General features: G+C 68.7%; 15 protein-coding genes. 6 read left to right on the top strand and 9 right to left on the bottom strand.

Features of this window, described 5'->3' with window-relative positions; genetic code table 11:
- Window positions 1-36: 36 nt before the first annotated feature.
- Window positions 37-1,296 (bottom strand): MgtC/SapB family protein, encoded by a 1,260-nt coding sequence (locus IG194_RS05885; RefSeq protein WP_058490855.1) that lies wholly within the window; start codon window positions 1,294-1,296, stop codon window positions 37-39.
- 479 nt (window positions 1,297-1,775) lie between these two features.
- Complete coding sequence (locus IG194_RS05880; RefSeq protein WP_058490853.1) at window positions 1,776-5,252, bottom strand: hybrid sensor histidine kinase/response regulator; 3,477 nt, start codon at window positions 5,250-5,252, stop codon at window positions 1,776-1,778.
- A gap of 250 nt (window positions 5,253-5,502) precedes the next feature.
- Between IG194_RS05880 and IG194_RS05875 the strand changes: the two genes are divergently transcribed.
- A complete protein-coding gene (locus IG194_RS05875; RefSeq protein WP_009620564.1) occupies window positions 5,503-6,072 on the top strand; it encodes a GNAT family N-acetyltransferase in 570 nt (189 codons plus the stop codon).
- Between the two features lie 9 nt (window positions 6,073-6,081).
- Window positions 6,082-6,942: an AraC family transcriptional regulator gene (locus IG194_RS05870; protein WP_058490851.1), complete on the top strand. Its 861-nt coding sequence runs from the start codon at window positions 6,082-6,084 to the stop codon at window positions 6,940-6,942.
- Between the two features lie 294 nt (window positions 6,943-7,236).
- Here IG194_RS05870 and IG194_RS05865 read toward each other — a convergent pair whose 3' ends face one another.
- The 4 genes from IG194_RS05865 to arsC all read right to left on the bottom strand — a co-directional run bounded on the left by IG194_RS05865 (window position 7,237) and on the right by arsC (window position 10,251).
- Window positions 7,237-8,322, bottom strand: a complete 1,086-nt coding sequence (locus IG194_RS05865; RefSeq protein WP_083540414.1) for an IS110 family transposase — start codon at window positions 8,320-8,322, stop codon at window positions 7,237-7,239.
- A gap of 562 nt (window positions 8,323-8,884) precedes the next feature.
- Window positions 8,885-9,304, bottom strand: coding sequence for a DUF2069 domain-containing protein (locus tag IG194_RS05860; protein WP_009616905.1), 420 nt, complete (start codon window positions 9,302-9,304; stop codon window positions 8,885-8,887).
- A complete protein-coding gene (gene wrbA / locus IG194_RS05855) occupies window positions 9,305-9,901 on the bottom strand; it encodes an NAD(P)H:quinone oxidoreductase (RefSeq protein WP_058490847.1) in 597 nt (198 codons plus the stop codon). It abuts the gene before it with no gap.
- Window positions 9,898-10,251: an arsenate reductase (glutaredoxin) gene (gene arsC, locus IG194_RS05850; RefSeq protein ID WP_043267555.1), complete on the bottom strand. Its 354-nt coding sequence runs from the start codon at window positions 10,249-10,251 to the stop codon at window positions 9,898-9,900. The genes wrbA and arsC overlap by 4 nt, the downstream gene beginning before the upstream one ends.
- Window positions 10,252-10,364: 113 nt before the next feature.
- Here arsC and IG194_RS05845 point away from each other — a divergent pair, with 113 nt between their 5' ends.
- Complete coding sequence (locus IG194_RS05845; protein ID WP_009616908.1) at window positions 10,365-11,594, top strand: YihY family inner membrane protein; 1,230 nt, start codon at window positions 10,365-10,367, stop codon at window positions 11,592-11,594.
- A gap of 158 nt (window positions 11,595-11,752) precedes the next feature.
- A complete protein-coding gene (locus tag IG194_RS05840; RefSeq protein ID WP_024128548.1) occupies window positions 11,753-11,950 on the top strand; it encodes a hypothetical protein in 198 nt (65 codons plus the stop codon).
- A 3-nt stretch (window positions 11,951-11,953) separates the two neighbouring features.
- On the opposite strand, the gene IG194_RS05835 is transcribed toward IG194_RS05840, so the two are convergent.
- Window positions 11,954-12,352, bottom strand: a complete 399-nt coding sequence (locus IG194_RS05835; protein ID WP_009616910.1) for a hypothetical protein — start codon at window positions 12,350-12,352, stop codon at window positions 11,954-11,956.
- A 177-nt stretch (window positions 12,353-12,529) separates the two neighbouring features.
- The gene (locus tag IG194_RS05830) at window positions 12,530-13,942 is read right to left on the bottom strand and encodes a PilZ domain-containing protein (RefSeq protein WP_043267549.1); all 1,413 of its coding nucleotides are present in this window, start codon (window positions 13,940-13,942) and stop codon (window positions 12,530-12,532) included.
- Between the two features lie 30 nt (window positions 13,943-13,972).
- Here IG194_RS05830 and IG194_RS05825 point away from each other — a divergent pair, with 30 nt between their 5' ends.
- Both IG194_RS05825 and IG194_RS05820 read left to right on the top strand, forming a co-directional pair.
- Window positions 13,973-14,443 (top strand): TlpA disulfide reductase family protein, encoded by a 471-nt coding sequence (locus IG194_RS05825; RefSeq protein WP_043317750.1) that lies wholly within the window; start codon window positions 13,973-13,975, stop codon window positions 14,441-14,443.
- The gene (locus IG194_RS05820) at window positions 14,443-14,718 is read left to right on the top strand and encodes an acylphosphatase (protein WP_043317748.1); all 276 of its coding nucleotides are present in this window, start codon (window positions 14,443-14,445) and stop codon (window positions 14,716-14,718) included. Before IG194_RS05825 ends, IG194_RS05820 begins: the two co-directional genes overlap by 1 nt.
- Before the next feature lie 23 nt (window positions 14,719-14,741).
- On the opposite strand, the gene IG194_RS05815 is transcribed toward IG194_RS05820, so the two are convergent.
- Entirely contained in the window at window positions 14,742-15,695 is a 954-nt protein-coding gene (locus IG194_RS05815; RefSeq protein ID WP_043317746.1) for a hypothetical protein, read from the bottom strand.

The following is a 15,695-nucleotide window of genomic DNA, read 5'->3' as shown; positions in this document are numbered from 1 at the left end:
CACCCATCCTACGGGCGTTGCATTGGCTCGTCTGATCTACACGAAGAGCAGCGTCAGCGCCCCCGCGGCGAGGCCGGCGACCATCACCGGTACGCAGCGCAGGGCCAGCCGGGCGCCGCCGACCAGGGCGATCAGGGCGGCCTTGACCAGGCTGTTGCTGACCACGGCGAGGACGATGCCGTGCCCGGCCACTTCGGCGTCCAGCCCGCCCAGGGCGTTGCTGGCCAGGGATAGGGTGATGGCGTCGACGTCGGCCAGGCCCGAGAGCAGCGCCACCAGGTACACGCCGACGTCGCCCAGGTAGCGGTGCCCGGCCTCGACCAGGAACAGGATCAGCGCCAGCAGGGCGGCGAAGCGCAGGGCCGGGCCCAGTTCGAAGGGGTTCTTCAGCGGCGGTTCGCTGGTGGCGGGCGTCTCGTCCCGGCTGGCGCGCTGCCAATACAGCAGCGCGCCGCCGGCATAGACCAGGGTGGCGACGATCAGCGGCGGCAGCAGGTCCGGCAGCAGCTCGACGTTGACCAGGCCGACCTCCAGGGCCACCCGCGGGAACATCAGCGCCGAGGTGGCCAGCAGGCCGGCGGCCAGCAGCGGTTGCAGGCGGCGTTGCCCATGCATGCCGGCGAGGGTGAGGGTCATCGCCGTGGACGACACCAGGCCGCCGAGCAGCGCGGTGATCAGCAGGCCGTGGCGGGTGCCGGTGAGGCGCACGGCGACGTAGGCGGCGAAGCCCAGGCCGGCGATCAGCACCACCATCCACCAGCTGGCGTAGGGGTTGAACACCTGCCAGGGACCGTAGCCCTGGTTGGGCAGCACCGGCAGCATCACCACCGAGATGAACAGCAGCTTGAAGGCCGCCGAGAGTTCGCGGGCGTCCAGGTGCTTCAGCGCGGCATGCAGGGATTCCTTCAGGCTCAGCAGCAGCGCCACCACCACGCCGCCGCCGGCGGCCAGCAGGCGGCTGTCGGCCACCGCCAGGCTGCCCAGCAGGAAGGTGGCGAGCAGGGCGACCTCGCTGGTCATGCCCTGGTCGCCGCTGCGGCCCACGTCGGCCAGATAGCCGGCCACCGCCAGCAGGCCCACCAGCAGCGCCATCACCGCCCAGGCCCAGACGCCGAAGTGCCCGGCCAGCAGGGCGCTCAAGCCGCCCAGCAGGCCGGCCAGGGTGAAGGTGCGGATGCCGGCGACCTGGCGGATGTCCTCGAAGTCGCGCTCGCGCCAGCCGCGCTCGGTGCCGACCAGCAGGCCGATGGCCAGGGCGGTGGTGAGGTCGAGGACGAGTTCCATGTGGTCCAGCATCGCGGGGCGGCTCCGTGCGGGGATGCTGGGAGTCTAGAAGCTGCCGGCGTGGAGGGGGTGTTCCAGGTCAAGGCGGGGATGCCATTCGTTACAAGGGAATGGCGCGGCTGGGGTGGCGTAGCGGATCTTATCCGCGAATCGCGCCGGTGGTTCCGGCTATCGCGGACAAGGTCCTACCCCTCCGACAGGCACAAGACCCGTAGGATGGTGTTGAGCGAAGCGATACCCATCAGCGCAACCGCATGGGTTTCGCAAGCTCAACCCATCCTACGCAAAGCACTCTGGTGCGGCTTGCAAGACAGTTGCTCCTACGGGGGAGGAATACCGTGCCTCCCGGAACCGTAGGGCGGATAACCGTTCGCGGTTATCCGCCGATACACCGGGGCCACAGCCAACGCCAAGGCCAACCCCGGGGCCGCCGGCAAGCAAGGCCAGGCGGCGGATAACGCCGTAGGCGTTATGCGCCCTACGACGTCGCCTCAGCGCAGGCTCAGGTGCCGGCTCAGCAGCGCCCGCAGCGCCGCCGGTTTCACCGGCTTGGCGAGGAATTCCAGGCCGGCTGCGTGGATCTGCGCCACCAGTTCGGGGCGGGCGTCGGCGCTGATCACCACGCCGGGCACCGGCTCGCCCAGGCGGGTGCGCAGCCAGGCCATCAGCTCGGCGCCGGTCTCGCCGTTGTCCAGGTGGTAGTCGATCAGCGCCAGTTCCGGGCGCGCGTCGCTGTCCAGCAGTCGCTCGCACTCGGCCTTGCTGCGCGCGGTGAGCACGCGGCAGCCCCAGCGGCTGAGCAGGCTGTTCATGCCCACCAGGATGCTGTCCTCGTTGTCCACGCACAGCACCTGGGCGCCGTTCAGCTCGGTGGGTACCTCGGCCTTGTGGCCGTTGAGCTCGGCCGGCGCCGGCTGCCGCGCCAGCGGCACGCTGACGCTGAACACGCTGCCCTTGCCCGGCCAGGAGCGCACCTGCAGGCGGTGGCCGAGCACCTTGCACAGCCGGTCGGCGATCGCCAGGCCCAGGCCCAGGCCCTTCTCGGCGCGGGTCTGGTGGCTGTCCAGGCGCTTGAATTCCTCGAAGATCACGCTGAGCTTGTCCTCGGGGATGCCCGGGCCGCGGTCCCACACTTCCAGGCGCAGGTGCCCGTCCTCGCGGCGCACGCCCAGCAGCACGCGGCCCTTGGCATAGCGGAAGGCGTTGGTCAGGAAGTTCTGCAGCACCCGGCGCAGCAGCTTGATGTCGCTGTCCACCCGCAGCTTGCTGCCGCGCAGGTGGAAGTCGATGCCCTGTTCCTGGGCCAGGGCGCGGAACTCGGCGCCCAGCGGGTCGAGCAGGGCGCTGAGCGGGAAGGCCGCGCGCTCGGCGCTGACGCGGCCGCTTTCCAGGCGCGAGATGTCCAGCAGGTCGGTGATCAGGTCCTCGGCCGAACGCAGCGAGGAGTCCAGGTGGCGCACCAGGTCGCTGGACTCGCCGGGCAGTTCGCTCTGCGCCAGCGCCGCGGAGAACAGCCGCGCGGCGTTCAGCGGCTGCATCAGGTCGTGGCTGACCGCGGCGAGGAAGCGCGTCTTCGACTGGTTGGCGGCCTCGGCGGTGCCCTTGGCCTCGGTCAGCGCCTGGTTCAGTTGGGAGAGTTCCTGGGTGCGTTCCTCGACGCGCTGCTCCAGGCTCTCGTTGGCCTCCTTGAGGCCGTGCTCGGCGTCGCGGAACGCGGTGATGTCGGTGAAGCTCATGACGAAGCCGCCGCCGGGCATGGGGTTGCCGATCAGCTCGATGACGCGGCCGTTGGGGAACAGCCGCTCGGAGGTGTGCGGGGTGCCCTGGCGCATCCAGTACAGGCGCTTGGCCACGTGCAGGTCGGGGTCGCCGGGCCCGCACAGGCCGCGCTCGGCGTTGTAGCGGATGATGTCGGCGATCGGCCGGCCGACGTGGATCAGCCCCTCGGGGTAGTCGAACAGCTCGATGTAGCGGTGGTTCCAGGCCACCAGGCGCAGCGACTGGTCGACCACGCTGATGCCCTGGGTGATGTTCTCGATGGCGCCCTGCAGCAGCGCGCGGTTGAACTGCAGCACCTCGGAGGCTTCGTCGGCGATCTTCACCACGTCCTCCACCTGCATCTCGCGGCCCTCGATGGCGGCCTTCACCACCGCGCGCGCCGAGGAGGCGCCGAGCACGCCGGCGAGCAGGCGCTCGGTGTGGGCGATCCACTCGTCGTTGGCGTTCTGGCTGGGCACGAAGCCCTTGCCCTGGCGGTAGGCGAAGCGGATGAAGCTCTGCCGCGCGCGCTCCTCGCCGACGAAGCGCGCGGCGAGCATCAGCAGGTCTTCCAGCTGCACCGCCAGCATCGAGCGCGAGCTGAGCCGCTGGGAGATTTCCTGGCCGATGAAGCGGCTGGCCTGCCAGTGCTCGGAGACGCGGGTGCGGGAGAACACCGAGACCAGGCCGAACAGGGCGAAGTTGCCGATCAGCGAGAGCAGCACGCCGAGGGTCAGCGGCTCGATGTTGATGCCGAAGGGGTGGGTGGCCAGCCAGGTCAGCCCGGGGAAGTGCTCCAGCGGCCAGCCCAGGCTGCGGGCGATCACCGGCAGCACCAGGGTGTAGGCCCAGAGCGCGGCGCCGGCGGCCAGGCCGGCGAACACGCCGCGGCGGTTGGCCTGTTTCCAGTACAGCGCGCCGATCATCGCCGGGCCCAGCTGGGCGATGGCGGCGAAGGCGATCTGGCCGATGGTCGCCAGGCTCGCGGTGGAGCCCAGCAGGCGGTAGCTGACGTAGGCCAGCAGGAGGATCAGCGCGATGCTCACCCGGCGCACGGTCAGCAGCCAGTGGCGGAACACCTCGAACGGCTGCTCGGCGTCCGTGCCCTTGCGGCGCAGCAGCCAGGGCAGCAGCATGTCGTTGGAGACCATGGTGGACAGCGCCACGCTGGCCACGATAACCATGCCGGTGGCCGCCGAGGCGCCGCCGATGAAGGCCAGCAGCGCCAGCGCCGGGTGCGCCTCGGCCAGCGGCAGGCTGATCACGAAGGAGTCGGGGATGACCCCCGCCGGCAGCTGCATCTGCCCGGCCAGGGCGATGGGCACCACGAAGAGCGCGGCCAGCACCAGGTAGGCGGGGAACACCCAGCGCGCCAGGTTGAGGTCGCGCGGCTCGATGTTCTCCACCACCAGCACGTGGAACTGCCGCGGCAGGCACATGATGGCGGTCATGGCCACGCCGGTCTGCAGCAGCATGGCCGGCCAGTGCACGGTCTCCTGCCAGTACTCGGCCAGTTGCGGGGCGTCGCGGGCCCTGTCGAACAGGTCGCCGAAGCCGTCGTAGAGGCCGAAGGTGACGAAGATGCCCACGGCGAGGAAGGCGGTGAGCTTGACCAGCGACTCGAAGGCGATGGCCAGCACCATGCCGCGGTGGTGCTCGGTGACGTCCAGGCTGCGGGTGCCGAAGACGATGGTGAACAGCGCCAGCACCAGCGAGACGATCAGCGCCGTGTCCTGGGCGCGGCTGCCGCCGGAGTCGGCGCCGGCGCCGATCAGGAGGTTCACGCCCAGGACGATGCCCTTGAGCTGCAGGGCGATGTAGGGCAGCACGCAGACCACGCAGATCAGCGCCACCACCACCGCCAGGGCCTGGGACTTGCCGTAGCGCGCGGCGATGAAGTCGGCGATGGAGGTGATGTTCTCCTGCTTGCTGATCATGATCATCTTCTGCAGCACCCAGGGCGCGAAGAGCATCAGCAACACCGGGCCGAGGTAGATCGGCAGGAATGACCAGAGCTGGCCGGCGGCCTGGCCGACGGCGCCGAAGAAGGTCCAGCTGGTGCAGTACACCGCCAGCGACAGGCTGTAGACCCAGGCGCGCAGGCGCGGCGACAGGGGCGCGCGGCGGCGGTCGCCATAGAAGGCGATGGCGAACAGGATGGCCATGTAGAGAAGGGCGACCGTGGCGATCAGCCCACTGGACAACGACATGCGAACTCCGACAAATCGACTCGCTCCCCCGCAGGAGCTGCTGGGATGCAGTTTCGCACCAAAGTCCGATGCTGTCAGAACCCCTGCGACCAAGGTCTCAGAGGCCGCTTGCCGCACTGGGAAAGCGCTGGTAGCTTTGCCGGCCTTTCGCCCGGCCCCCGCCCGTCGCGCCCTGGCGCGGCTGTGGCACTATTGCCGGGCGCCGGGTTCCGATAGGAGCCGGCGGAAAGTCGAGGTACGAGGAGGGGCCATGTTCAGACCGTCACCCATCACCCTGCAGCGCGGTGCGCTGCGCCTGGAGCCCATGGTCGAGGCCGACGTGCCGGACCTGGTGGCGCTGGCCGAGGCCAATCGCGAGGCGCTGAAGTTCATGAGCGCGCCGCAGCGCCCGGACTGGTACCGCAACAGCCTCGCCGAGCAGCGCGAGGGCCGCGCCCTGCCGCTGGTGGTGCGCCTGGGCAACCAGCTGGTGGGCACCACCCGCTTCATGGACTTCCTCCCGGCGCTGCCGGCCTGCGAGATCGGCGGCACCTGGCTGGATGCGGCGCAGCACGGCACCGGGCTGAACGCCAGCATCAAGTACCTGATGCTGCGCCAGGCCTTCGACAACTGGAAGATGGTCCGCGTGCAGCTGAAGACCGCCGCCAGCAACCTGCGCTCGCAGCGCGCCATCGAGAAGCTCGGCGCGGTGCGCGAGGGCGTGCTGCGCAACCACCGGCGCCTGGCCGGCGGGCGCCTGGACGACAGCGTTCTCTACAGCATCACCGACCTGGAGTGGCCGCAGGTGAAGGCCGCCCTGGAAGCCGGCTTCATCGGCTGAGGCCGCGGTATGCCCCTCGACAGCGCCCATGGCGAGCGCACGCGCTTCTGGCGGGCCCAGGAACTGGGCGGGCTGGAGTTGCTGCACGCGCGCTTCATCGAGCAGCGCTTCGCCCCCCACGTCCACGAGGGCTTCGCCCTGGTGCTGATCGAGCAGGGCGCCCAGCGCTTCCGCCACCGCGGCGCCGAGCACCTGGCGCCCAGCGGCAGCCTGGTGCTGATCAATCCCGATGAGGTGCACACCGGCTCCAAGGCCCATGAGGCGGGCTGGTTGTACCGGGGGTTCTATCCGGAGATCGGGCAGGTCGGCAGCGTGCTCGACGAGCTGGAGCTGGGCGGCCGCGGCCTGCCGACCTTCGACGCCAGCGTGTTGCACGATCCCGAGCTGAGCCGTGCCTTCCTGCACGTGCACCGCCTGCTGGAATCCAATGCCAGCAGCCTGGAGCGCCAGACCTGCTGGCGCGAGGCATTGCTGTTGCTGTTCCAGCGCCACGCGCGGGTGCCCGAAGCGCGCCCGGCCGGACAGGAACCCCAGGCGGTGGCCCGCGCCCGCGAGCTGCTGGCCGCCCGGCTGGTCGAGCCGCCATCGCTGGAAGAACTGGCGGCGGCGGTGAACCTGTCGCCCTTCCACTTCGCCCGGGTGTTCCGCAAGGCCACCGGCCTGCCGCCCCACGCCTGGATCAAGCAACGCCGCCTGGAACAGGCCCGCGCCCTGCTCAAGGGCGGCTGCGCGCCGGCCTCGGTGGCGGCGCAACTGGGCTACGCCGACCAGAGTCACCTGAGCCGCCAGTTCAAGCAGGCCTACGGCGTGGCGCCGGGGGAATACCGCCAGGCTTGCGGACGCTCCGGCCTGCCACCCGGCAACCTGTAGGAGCGGGCCCTGCCCGCGATTCGCGCGCAGGGCGCGCTCCTATGTATGGACTCACCCCCACCGTCAACCCGCTTTTGAACATGAAAACCCGACTGCATCTATGTATTAGGCCTGTTCGAGGAAGCCACGTCGGGCTTCTGGCCAACATTGGGTAAGCCCGCGGAATGCCGATTACAAAGAGGCCTCGAAGGCCGGTAGGAGCGTAGGCATCGATCCGCGACGGTCTGACCAGGGGTCAATGTTCTTCAGCAAGGGTTGGAGCGACTTGGCGCCCCGTTGGCGGGAACTCGTTGATCAGTGGCTCATTTCCATCTCCCGGCAAGCATTCGGCTTGCGCTGGTAGGTCTGTTCGCTGCACAGCAGCACCCAGGCAATACGCAGGTTACGGTTGGCCAGTCGCACTGCCGCGCCCTTGCGCCCCAGACGTTGTAGCCAGCGCTGCAGGCGCCGATCGTCCGGGTGTTCGGAATCGGGCCGCAGTTGCTTCAACACCGCATGCGAGCCCACGACCATCAGGCTGCGCACATAGGCGTCGCCACGTTTGGTCATCTTGCCCAGCCGTACCTTCTGCCCGCTGCTGTGCTGGTCGGGTACGATGCCGAAGTAGGCAGCGAACTGACGTGCATTGGCGAAACGTTCCGGCTCGACCTGTTTGGCCAGTAAGGCCGTAGCCGTGATCGGACCGATACCACGTACCGTCATCAGCCGTTTGGCTGTCGGGTCGGCGGCGGCACAGGCTTCCAGACGCCCGGTCAGCGCGGCGATACGCTCGCCCAGCCGTTGCCATTCGTTCAGCATCTCGTCGATCAGCTCGCGCAGCAGCGCCGGCAACGGCTGTCTAGCGTCTTCCAGCACCCGGGTGACACCTTGCTTCAAGCCCACATCCCCCTGCGCCAGGGCGATACCCTGCTCCAGCAGCAGCCCGCGGATCTGATTACCCATGGCGGTGCGCCGCCGCACATAGCCCCGCCGGACACGGTGCCAGGCCTGCATCGCCAGTGCCGCGACGCTCTTCACCGGCACCGACGCGATACTGCTATCCCGGCCCGCCCGCAGAATGGCGTGGGCATCATTGCGATCATTCTTCGCTCCGCTCCGGTGCTCGGCCACCCGCTGAGCCGGCAGGATACGCACCAGGTTGCCCTGCGCCTGCAGCAGCCGGGCCCAGGCTTGTGCTCCAGGGCCGGTCTCCATCAGCACCGTCACGCCCTCCGGCAGCTTCTGCAGAAACACCTGAAACGCTTCACGCGACTTGATTCGCTGTTCGTACGCCAGTTGACCCAGGGCGTCTTCCCCCGCCACCTGGAAGACCTTTTTCGCCAGATCCACGGCGACTGTCGTGCACACCGATACATCGGTTGCAGACACCGGCTTATTCATCGTCGTATGCTTTTTCATGGACTCACCCTCACTGTCGGTGGCTTCTTAGACCGCCACCGTGGCGCCTCGACGCCTCGGTGAGGGTGAGTCCATCCAATTACATGGAATGGTGCGGGTGGGGCAGCGGATCTCATCCGCGAATCGCGCCGGAGGTTCCGGCTATCGCGGACAAGGTCCGCTCCTACGGGGGAGGAATACCGTGCAACCTGTAGGAGCGGGCCCTGCCCGCGATTTCGCGCGCAGGGCGCGCTCCTACATGGAATGGTGCGGGTGGGGCGGCGTAGCGGATCTTATCCGCGAATCGCGCCGGGGGTTCCGGCTATCGCGGACAAGGTCTGCTCCTACGGGGGAGGAATACCGTGCAACCTGTAGCGGGCCCTGCCCGCGATTCGCGCGCAGGGCGCGCTCCTACAGGGAATGGTGCGGGTGGGGCAGCGTAGGAGATCTCATCCGCGAATCGCGCCGGGGGTTCCGGCTATCGCGGACAAGGTCCGCTCCTACGGGGAGAGGAATACCGTGCAACCTGTAGGAGCGGGCCCTGCCCGCGATTCGCGCGCAGGGTCTAATCCTCCCCCGCCAGCTTGCGCTCGTACTGGAAGCGCCAGCGGGTGTACAGCAGCGCCGCGCAGAACAGACTCACGCTGAGCAGCACCTCGGCCCAGCCGTAGATGCGCTGGCCCGGCTCGAAGGTGTTGAGCACGCCGGTGATGAAGTACAGGTTGACCACGTAGCAGGCCCAGGCGTGGCCGCGGGCGCTGCCGATCAGCATGCCCGGGGCGATGATCAGCAGCGGCAGCAGCTTGAGCGCGGTCCACACCTTCGGCACCCAGTCCGGGGCGCCGCGGGCGTCGGTGAACAGCAGGCCCCAGGTGAGGATCAGCAGGACCAGGCCCAGCAGGCTGCCCAGGCTCACCGCGCGGCTCGCGGCCAGGCGCGGGCGCAGGTGCTCGAGGGTGGGCAGGGGTTTCTTCTTGCGGGCCATTCAGCGCTCCAGTTTGCCGGCGATCTCGGCCAGGCGCTTGCCCAGCGCGCGGCACAGGGTGATCTCGTGTTCGTCCAGGGCGCGCTTGCCGTCGGCGCCGGCGAAGTGGCTGGCGCCATAGGGCGTGCCGCCGCCGCGGGTCTCCAGCAGGGCCGGTTCGCTGTAGGGGATGCCGGTGACCAGCATGCCGTGGTGCAGCAGCGGCAGCAGCATGGACAGCTGGGTGGTCTCCTGGCCGCCGTGCAGGCTGGCGGTGGAGGTGAACACCGCCGCCGGCTTGCCGACCAGGGCGCCGGTCAGCCACAGGCTGCTGGTGCCGTCGAGGAAGTACTTCAGCGGCGCGGCCATGTTGCCGAAGCGCGTCGGGCTGCCCATGGCCAGGCCGGCGCAGTCCTTGAGGTCGTCGAGGGTGGCGTAGAGCGCGCCTTCCTCGGGCAGGTCCGGGGCCACCGCCTCGCACTCGGTGGACACCGCCGGCACCGTGCGCAGGCGCGCCTCCAGGCCGCCCTGCTCGATGCCGCGGGCGATCTGCCGGGCCATCTCGGCGGTGGCACCATGACGGCTGTAGTAGAGCACCAGGATGTAGGGCGCGCTCAAGGCAGGATCTCCAGCACCTTCTCCGGCGGCCGGCCGATCACCGCCTTGTCGCCGGCCACCAGGATGGGCCGTTCGATCAGCTTCGGATGGGTGGCCATGGCCTCGATCAGCTGGGCGTCGCTGAGCTGCGGGTCAGCCAGGCCGAGGGCCTTGTATTCCTCCTCGCCGGTGCGCAGCAGCTGGCGCGCGCTGATGCCCAGCTTGCCGAGCAGCGCCTGCAGTTCGGCGGCGCTGGGCGGCGTTTCCAGGTAGCGCACGATGGTCGGGGCCAGGCCGCGCGCCTCGAGCAGTTCGAGGGCACCGCGGGACTTGGAGCAGCGCGGGTTGTGGAAAAGTGTCAGTTGGCTCATATCCATGGGCTCGCTGGGCCGTTAAAGTGGCGGCTATTCTAACCGCCTCCCGAGGGTTGGCTGAACCATCGGCGTTCGGCCGGGCCGGCGGCCCTGCGACTTAAGGACACAGCATGCACCCGCGCTTGCGGAACCTGATCGAGTTCTGGCGTTATCTGCTCCAGCGTTTCCATGCCGACCGCGTCAGCAGCCACGCCGCCGCGCTGACCTACACCACGCTGTTCGCCGTAGTGCCGATGATGACCGTGACCTTCGCCATCGTCTCGGCCATTCCCACCTTCGAAGGCATGGGCGAGCGCATCCAGCTGTTCATCTTCCACAACTTCGTGCCGTCCACCGGCGAGGCGGTGGAAACCTACCTGCGCGCCTTCATCGTCCAGGCGCGCCACCTGACCTGGCTGGGGGTGGCCTTCCTGGCGGTCACCGCGTTCAGCATGCTGGTGACCATCGAGCGGGTGTTCAACGAGATCTGGCGGGTGCGCAAGCCGCGCCGCGGGGTGACGCGCTTCCTGCTGTACTGGGCGATCCTCAGCCTGGGGCCGCTGCTGCTGGGCGCCGGCTTCGCGGTGTCGACCTACGTCACTTCGCTGTCGCTGCTGTCCGGGCCCCATGCGCTGCCCGGCGCCGGCATGTTGCTGAAGTTCATGCCGCTGCTGTTCAGCGTGGCGGCCTTCACCCTCATCTACGCCGCGGTGCCCAACGCCCGCGTGCCGCCGCTGCACGCCCTGGCCGGCGGCGCGCTGACGGCCTTCCTGTTCGAGGCGGCCAAGTCGCTGTTCGGCCTCTACGTCGGCCTGTTCCCCGGCTACAAGCTGATCTACGGCGCCTTCGCCACGGTGCCGCTGTTCCTGCTGTGGATCTACCTGTCCTGGCTGATCGTGCTGTTCGGCGCCGAACTGGTCTGCAACCTGTCCTCGACGCGCCTGTGGCGGCGCAGGGCGTTGCCGCGGCTGCTGGTGCTGCTGGGCGTGCTGCGGGTGTTCTACGAGCGCCAGCGCCAGGGCGAGGCGACGCGCCTGGCGCATCTGCACCGCGCCGGCTGGATGCTGCCGGAGGACGAATGGGAGGAGCTGCTGGCCTTCCTCGAACGCGAGCAGATGGTCTGCCGTTCGGGCGGCAGCGACGATACCTGGGTGCTCTGCCGCGACCTGGGCAGCTACAGCCTGCATCGCCTGCTGAACCGCTGCCCCTGGCCGCTGCCGTGCCTGGAGACGCTGCCGGACAGCCTGGCGGAGGACTGGTACCCGCCCCTGCGCGAGGCCCTGCAGCGCTACCAGGCGGAGCGGGAGGTGCTGTTCGGCGGCAGTCTCGCAGAATGGTTGAGTCCGTCACATTCCAGGTGACGTAAAAGGTCAGTTTGCGGCGAAACGGAATGCTGGAAGCGGCCGGGCGAAGATGAAAATGCGTGGAATCGCGGGCCTCGAAAGTTTGGCACGCTTCTGGCTATAGCCGGTTCAGGACAGTGGTGTTCCCCAGAAGTTCCGAGAAGGCCCGCATCTTCATGAACAAAGACCTGAACAAAGTCGTACACCTGCACCAGCGCGACCCGCAGAGCGCCCTGGAGCGGCTGAATAGAATCACCGGTCTGCAGTTCAGCAGCTGGCCGGAGTCGCTGCTGCCCAGCGTGCATGCCGCGCTCGACGAGCGGGCTGCCAGCACCGCCGAGCCCGTCGGCGAACCCGCCCGCCAGCTGGGTTGAGCGCTACGACAGCTGGCCGGCGTTGATCCGCTGGTCGCTGGCGATCTGTTCCACCGCCTGGACGAAGAGTTCTTCCACCGTCAGGCGCGAAAGTCCCACCGCCGAACGCAATCTGATCTGCAGATTGTCGATCCTGTAGCGATACGGCAGCCGCGCGATGCCGGACAGCAGTATGCGTCCGCTGGCGTTGAGGGTGCCGTGATCGATCACCACCTCGTGCTGCCGCTCGCCGTCGCCGTAGCTGGCCAGCAGCGTCACCGGCAACTGGGCCATGCCCGGCACCAGCAGCCAGGCGGCGACGTTGTAGTCGCAAGCCCGCCCACCGTTGCTGGTACCGAGGGGCCTGGCATTGGCCACTATGTGTTCGGGCACCCGGCTGACGATCTGATCCGTGGGCTGCATATGTCTGTCGCTTCCGTGAATGGGTTCGGCCGGCGTACTTGGCGCCTGCGTGTTCTGACAGGATGTAGGGCCTGGCGGAAGGAAAACTTCCGCAAGCCCCGCATTATAGGGAGCAACAGGCCCACAAAACGTGCGTGTTAGCGATCCTGGCTGTGACCTGTTTCCCAAATGACATCATCAGCCCAGCCGCAGCGGATGCCGGCTGACCAGGGGCGTGGCCAGGTTGGCCGTGGGCAGCGGGAGGATGGTCTGGTTGTCGAAGCTGGCCAGTTGCAGCCAGAGATTCTCGCCCTCGACGAATTGCCCCTGGGGCAGCCAGATGCCGTGGTACCAGCCGTTGCCCGGTTCCGGGGTGCTCTGCAGGACCGCCGGGTGCCGCTGTGCGTCAGGCGTGCGGCGCAGCCAGGCCGGCCGCGGCAGGCCCTTGAGGAAGCGCAGGCCCAGGTGCAGGCCGTCGCCGTTGAGGTGACGCCAGCGCACCATCGCCAGGATCGGCGAGCCCGGCTTGTCGAGGATCAGCAGCAGTTGCCCGACCGGCAGGCGCTGTGCCTGGCTGCCCTGGCAGACGATGCGCGCCCCGCCGGGGCTGGCGTCGGCCATCTGCGCCTCGCAGCTGCCGGCGGCGCTGGCCAGCAGGTGGGCCTGGATGGCCGTCAGGCCGATCACCAGCTGGCAGCTCGCATGCTTCTCGGCGCGCGTATGACGGCGCGGCTGGTGGCCCAGCCAGTGCGGGCGGACACGCTCCAGCAGCAGGCTCTCGGCCGCCGGGCGCAGCGGTGCCGGGTCGTGCAGGGCGATCAGCAGCGCGCCCAGTTCCAGGCGGCGCAGGCGTTCGGGCGGTGCCTCGGGCTTCTGGTCGAAGCCCAGGCAGGGGCGGTCGTCGCCGAGGTCGACCAGGTAGCCTTCCTGCTCCTCTTCCTCGTCGTCCCAGTCCTGCAGCCGGGCCAGGCCGGCCAGCGGTGCGAGGGCGCTGAACAGGTGCGGCGCCTCGCCTTCGGTGAGGTGGAAGGGGTTGCTCAGCGCCAGCAGCAGGGATTGCTGGTACAGGCCCCGCAGGGTTCCGGCCGGGGTGGGTTCGAAGGCAGCGGCGATGGGTTCGTCCAGGCACTGCTGGTATTCGCCTATCCAGTACAGCAGGTGGCTGTCGCGCCACAGCGAGCCCGGCGGCTGCTGGTACTGCTGGTAATGGCGCAGCAGGGCCTGGGCGAGGAAGTGCTCGGCCATGTACAGGCACCACGCCAGGTGCGGGCGCGAGGGCTTGTGGCCGTTGAGTATCTGCAGCAGCAGGCGCTTGAAGCCGGCGGCCAGTTCGCCGCACAGGTGCACGAAGAGAGCCGGCGGCGTTTTCTCGGCGCGGATCAGCCGGGTGTAATGGCGATATTCTTCGGCGAGGCTTTGCAGCGCGCGCTGCCTTTCCAGTAAGGTCAGTGCGCAACGGTTGAGCCTGAAGAGGACGCCCAGGCAGTGCTGCAGGCCTTCGTGCAGGGGCAGCCGCCGGGCCTGCAGCAGTCCTGCCGACAGGTTGCTCGCCGCGTCGCCGTTGTCTTCGAGAATGTCCGGCACTTCCAGGCGCAGGGCAGAGAGCATCATGACCACCCCGCATACACGAGGACTGAAGGCATGGGAGTACGGCTCCGTTTTGTCAGTGGACTATTGGCCGGCCTGATCCTGGCCGGCTGCTCGGCGGATTACGGCGTCGATCAGCATGGAAAGAAGGTACCTACAGCAAGCCTAGATGGCCAGTGGCTAGTCATCAATTACTGGGCCGACTGGTGCGTGCCTTGCCGCAAGGAAGTGCCCGAGTTCAACCGCCTGGCGGAGGACAGCCGGGACAAGGGCGTGCGGGTGCTGGGGGTCAACTACGATGGCCTGCGTGACGCCGAGCTGAGCAAGGCCGCGCAAGACCTGGGGATCCGCTACACGGTGCTGGCCGACGACCCGGCGCCGCGCTTCAAGCTGCCGCGCAGCGAGGCGTTGCCGGTGACCTACATCGTCGACGCCAAGGGCCAGGTGCGCGAGCGCATGCTGGGCGAACAGACGGCCAGCGGCGTACAGGCGCGCCTGCTGGCCCTGCAAGGGGAGAAACGCTGATGGCGAGAATCTGCATGCACGGCTTCGTCAGTGGGCGCGTGCAGGGCGTCTACTACCGCCAGGGTACCCAGGAGCAGGCCGACCGGCTGGGCGTCGACGGCTGGGTGCGCAACCTGCCCGATGGGCGGGTCGAGGTGCTGATGGAAGGGGAGGAGAGCGCCGTCCACGCGCTGCGCGAGTGGCTGCACCAGGGCCCGGAGAAGGCCCTGGTGACGGACGTGGCGTTGCAGGACATGCCGGCCCAGGGCATCACCGGCTTCATCGTGCGGCGCTGAGCCCCGGCGGTGTCGGCCCGGGCTCAGTTGCTGGCGCCGGGGTCCGCGGCCAGGCGGCCGGCGTCGCTCAGCAGGCGCTGGAGGAATTCCTTCTGCAGCTCCGGATCGTTGCGCGTCAGTTCGATCAGGCTCTGTTCCAGCTCGCTGGCTTCCTCTTCCAGGCCGAGGTCGGACAGGCGCTTGACGCGGTGCACCCAGTGCTGCACGTCCTCGCCTTCGAGGTCGTCGTAGATCAGCGCATGAGCTTCGTGCAGCTTGCCCCGCAGCGTCGGGCTGACCAGCAGGCTGGCCTCGGCGTGGGCGCTGTCCTGGGCATCGCGCACGCTCAGCTGCAGGCGGCCGGCGCGGTACACGGCGTCGTCGCTGAAGGGGCTGTCCAGCAGGTTCAGGCGCAGGATGCCGTGACGGTCGGTCAGCAGTTCCTGGGTCTCCTTGCCGACGCTCACCTGCACCGGGCGCTCGGCCCAGGGCAGGCTGGAGTACTCGGTGTGCCTGTTGCGCCGCTGTTCGTCGATGTTGGCCAGGTTCTGCTCGGCGCGGCCGTTGGATTGCACGTTCATGAACGGGTTCATGCCGTCGATGCCGTAGCTGATCCAGCCGCGGGTGACGCTTTCCGGCAGGTTGCCCAGGGCGAACACGTTGACCACGTTGGCGCCGATGCCGGCGACGAAGGTCAGCGCACCCAGCGGCACTTCGTAGAACTCGCGCCAGCCCTGGTAGGGCGTGTAGCGGTCGTAGCGGCGGGTGACCTCGAAGGTGGTGACTTCGAAGGTCTTCTGCTCCTGCACGCGGACGCGGCGCTGCGGCAGCTGCAGGACGCCGGGCTCGCCGACGTCGATCTGCAGGCTGTGGTCGAGCAGCTTGCGCTCGACGCGCTCCTCGTGTTCGCTGCGCTGCGACATCTGGTTGGCGCAGCCGCTCAAGACAAGGCTGCCGCACAGGGCGGCAACCTTGAGGCGGGTAGTGCTTCGGGACAT

The organism is Pseudomonas sp. ADPe, from assembly GCF_014843515.1.
In the GTDB taxonomy this organism is placed as follows: domain Bacteria; phylum Pseudomonadota; class Gammaproteobacteria; order Pseudomonadales; family Pseudomonadaceae; genus Pseudomonas; species Pseudomonas citronellolis.
The sequence above is the reverse complement of the archived record's forward strand: the minus strand, read 5'-3'. Positions and strand labels throughout refer to the sequence as shown.

Bases quoted from the DNA above. Each gene is read 5' to 3' on its own strand.
- IG194_RS05875 (WP_009620564.1), top strand. From the start codon at position 5,503: ATGTTCAGACCGTCACCCATCACCCTGCAGCGCGGTGCGCTGCGCCTG.
- IG194_RS05870 (WP_058490851.1), top strand. From the start codon at position 6,082: ATGCCCCTCGACAGCGCCCATGGCGAGCGCACGCGCTTCTGGCGGGCC.
- IG194_RS05835 (WP_009616910.1), bottom strand. From the start codon at position 12,352: ATGCAGCCCACGGATCAGATCGTCAGCCGGGTGCCCGAACACATAGTG.
- IG194_RS05880 (WP_058490853.1), bottom strand. From the start codon at position 5,252: ATGTCGTTGTCCAGTGGGCTGATCGCCACGGTCGCCCTTCTCTACATG.
- IG194_RS05840 (WP_024128548.1), top strand. From the start codon at position 11,753: ATGAACAAAGACCTGAACAAAGTCGTACACCTGCACCAGCGCGACCCG.
- IG194_RS05830 (WP_043267549.1), bottom strand. From the start codon at position 13,942: ATGATGCTCTCTGCCCTGCGCCTGGAAGTGCCGGACATTCTCGAAGAC.
- arsC (WP_043267555.1), bottom strand. From the start codon at position 10,251: ATGAGCCAACTGACACTTTTCCACAACCCGCGCTGCTCCAAGTCCCGC.
- IG194_RS05860 (WP_009616905.1), bottom strand. From the start codon at position 9,304: ATGGCCCGCAAGAAGAAACCCCTGCCCACCCTCGAGCACCTGCGCCCG.
- IG194_RS05865 (WP_083540414.1), bottom strand. From the start codon at position 8,322: ATGAATAAGCCGGTGTCTGCAACCGATGTATCGGTGTGCACGACAGTC.
- IG194_RS05815 (WP_043317746.1), bottom strand. From the start codon at position 15,695: ATGTCCCGAAGCACTACCCGCCTCAAGGTTGCCGCCCTGTGCGGCAGC.
- IG194_RS05825 (WP_043317750.1), top strand. From the start codon at position 13,973: ATGGGAGTACGGCTCCGTTTTGTCAGTGGACTATTGGCCGGCCTGATC.
- IG194_RS05820 (WP_043317748.1), top strand. From the start codon at position 14,443: ATGGCGAGAATCTGCATGCACGGCTTCGTCAGTGGGCGCGTGCAGGGC.
- IG194_RS05845 (WP_009616908.1), top strand. From the start codon at position 10,365: ATGCACCCGCGCTTGCGGAACCTGATCGAGTTCTGGCGTTATCTGCTC.
- IG194_RS05885 (WP_058490855.1), bottom strand. From the start codon at position 1,296: ATGCTGGACCACATGGAACTCGTCCTCGACCTCACCACCGCCCTGGCC.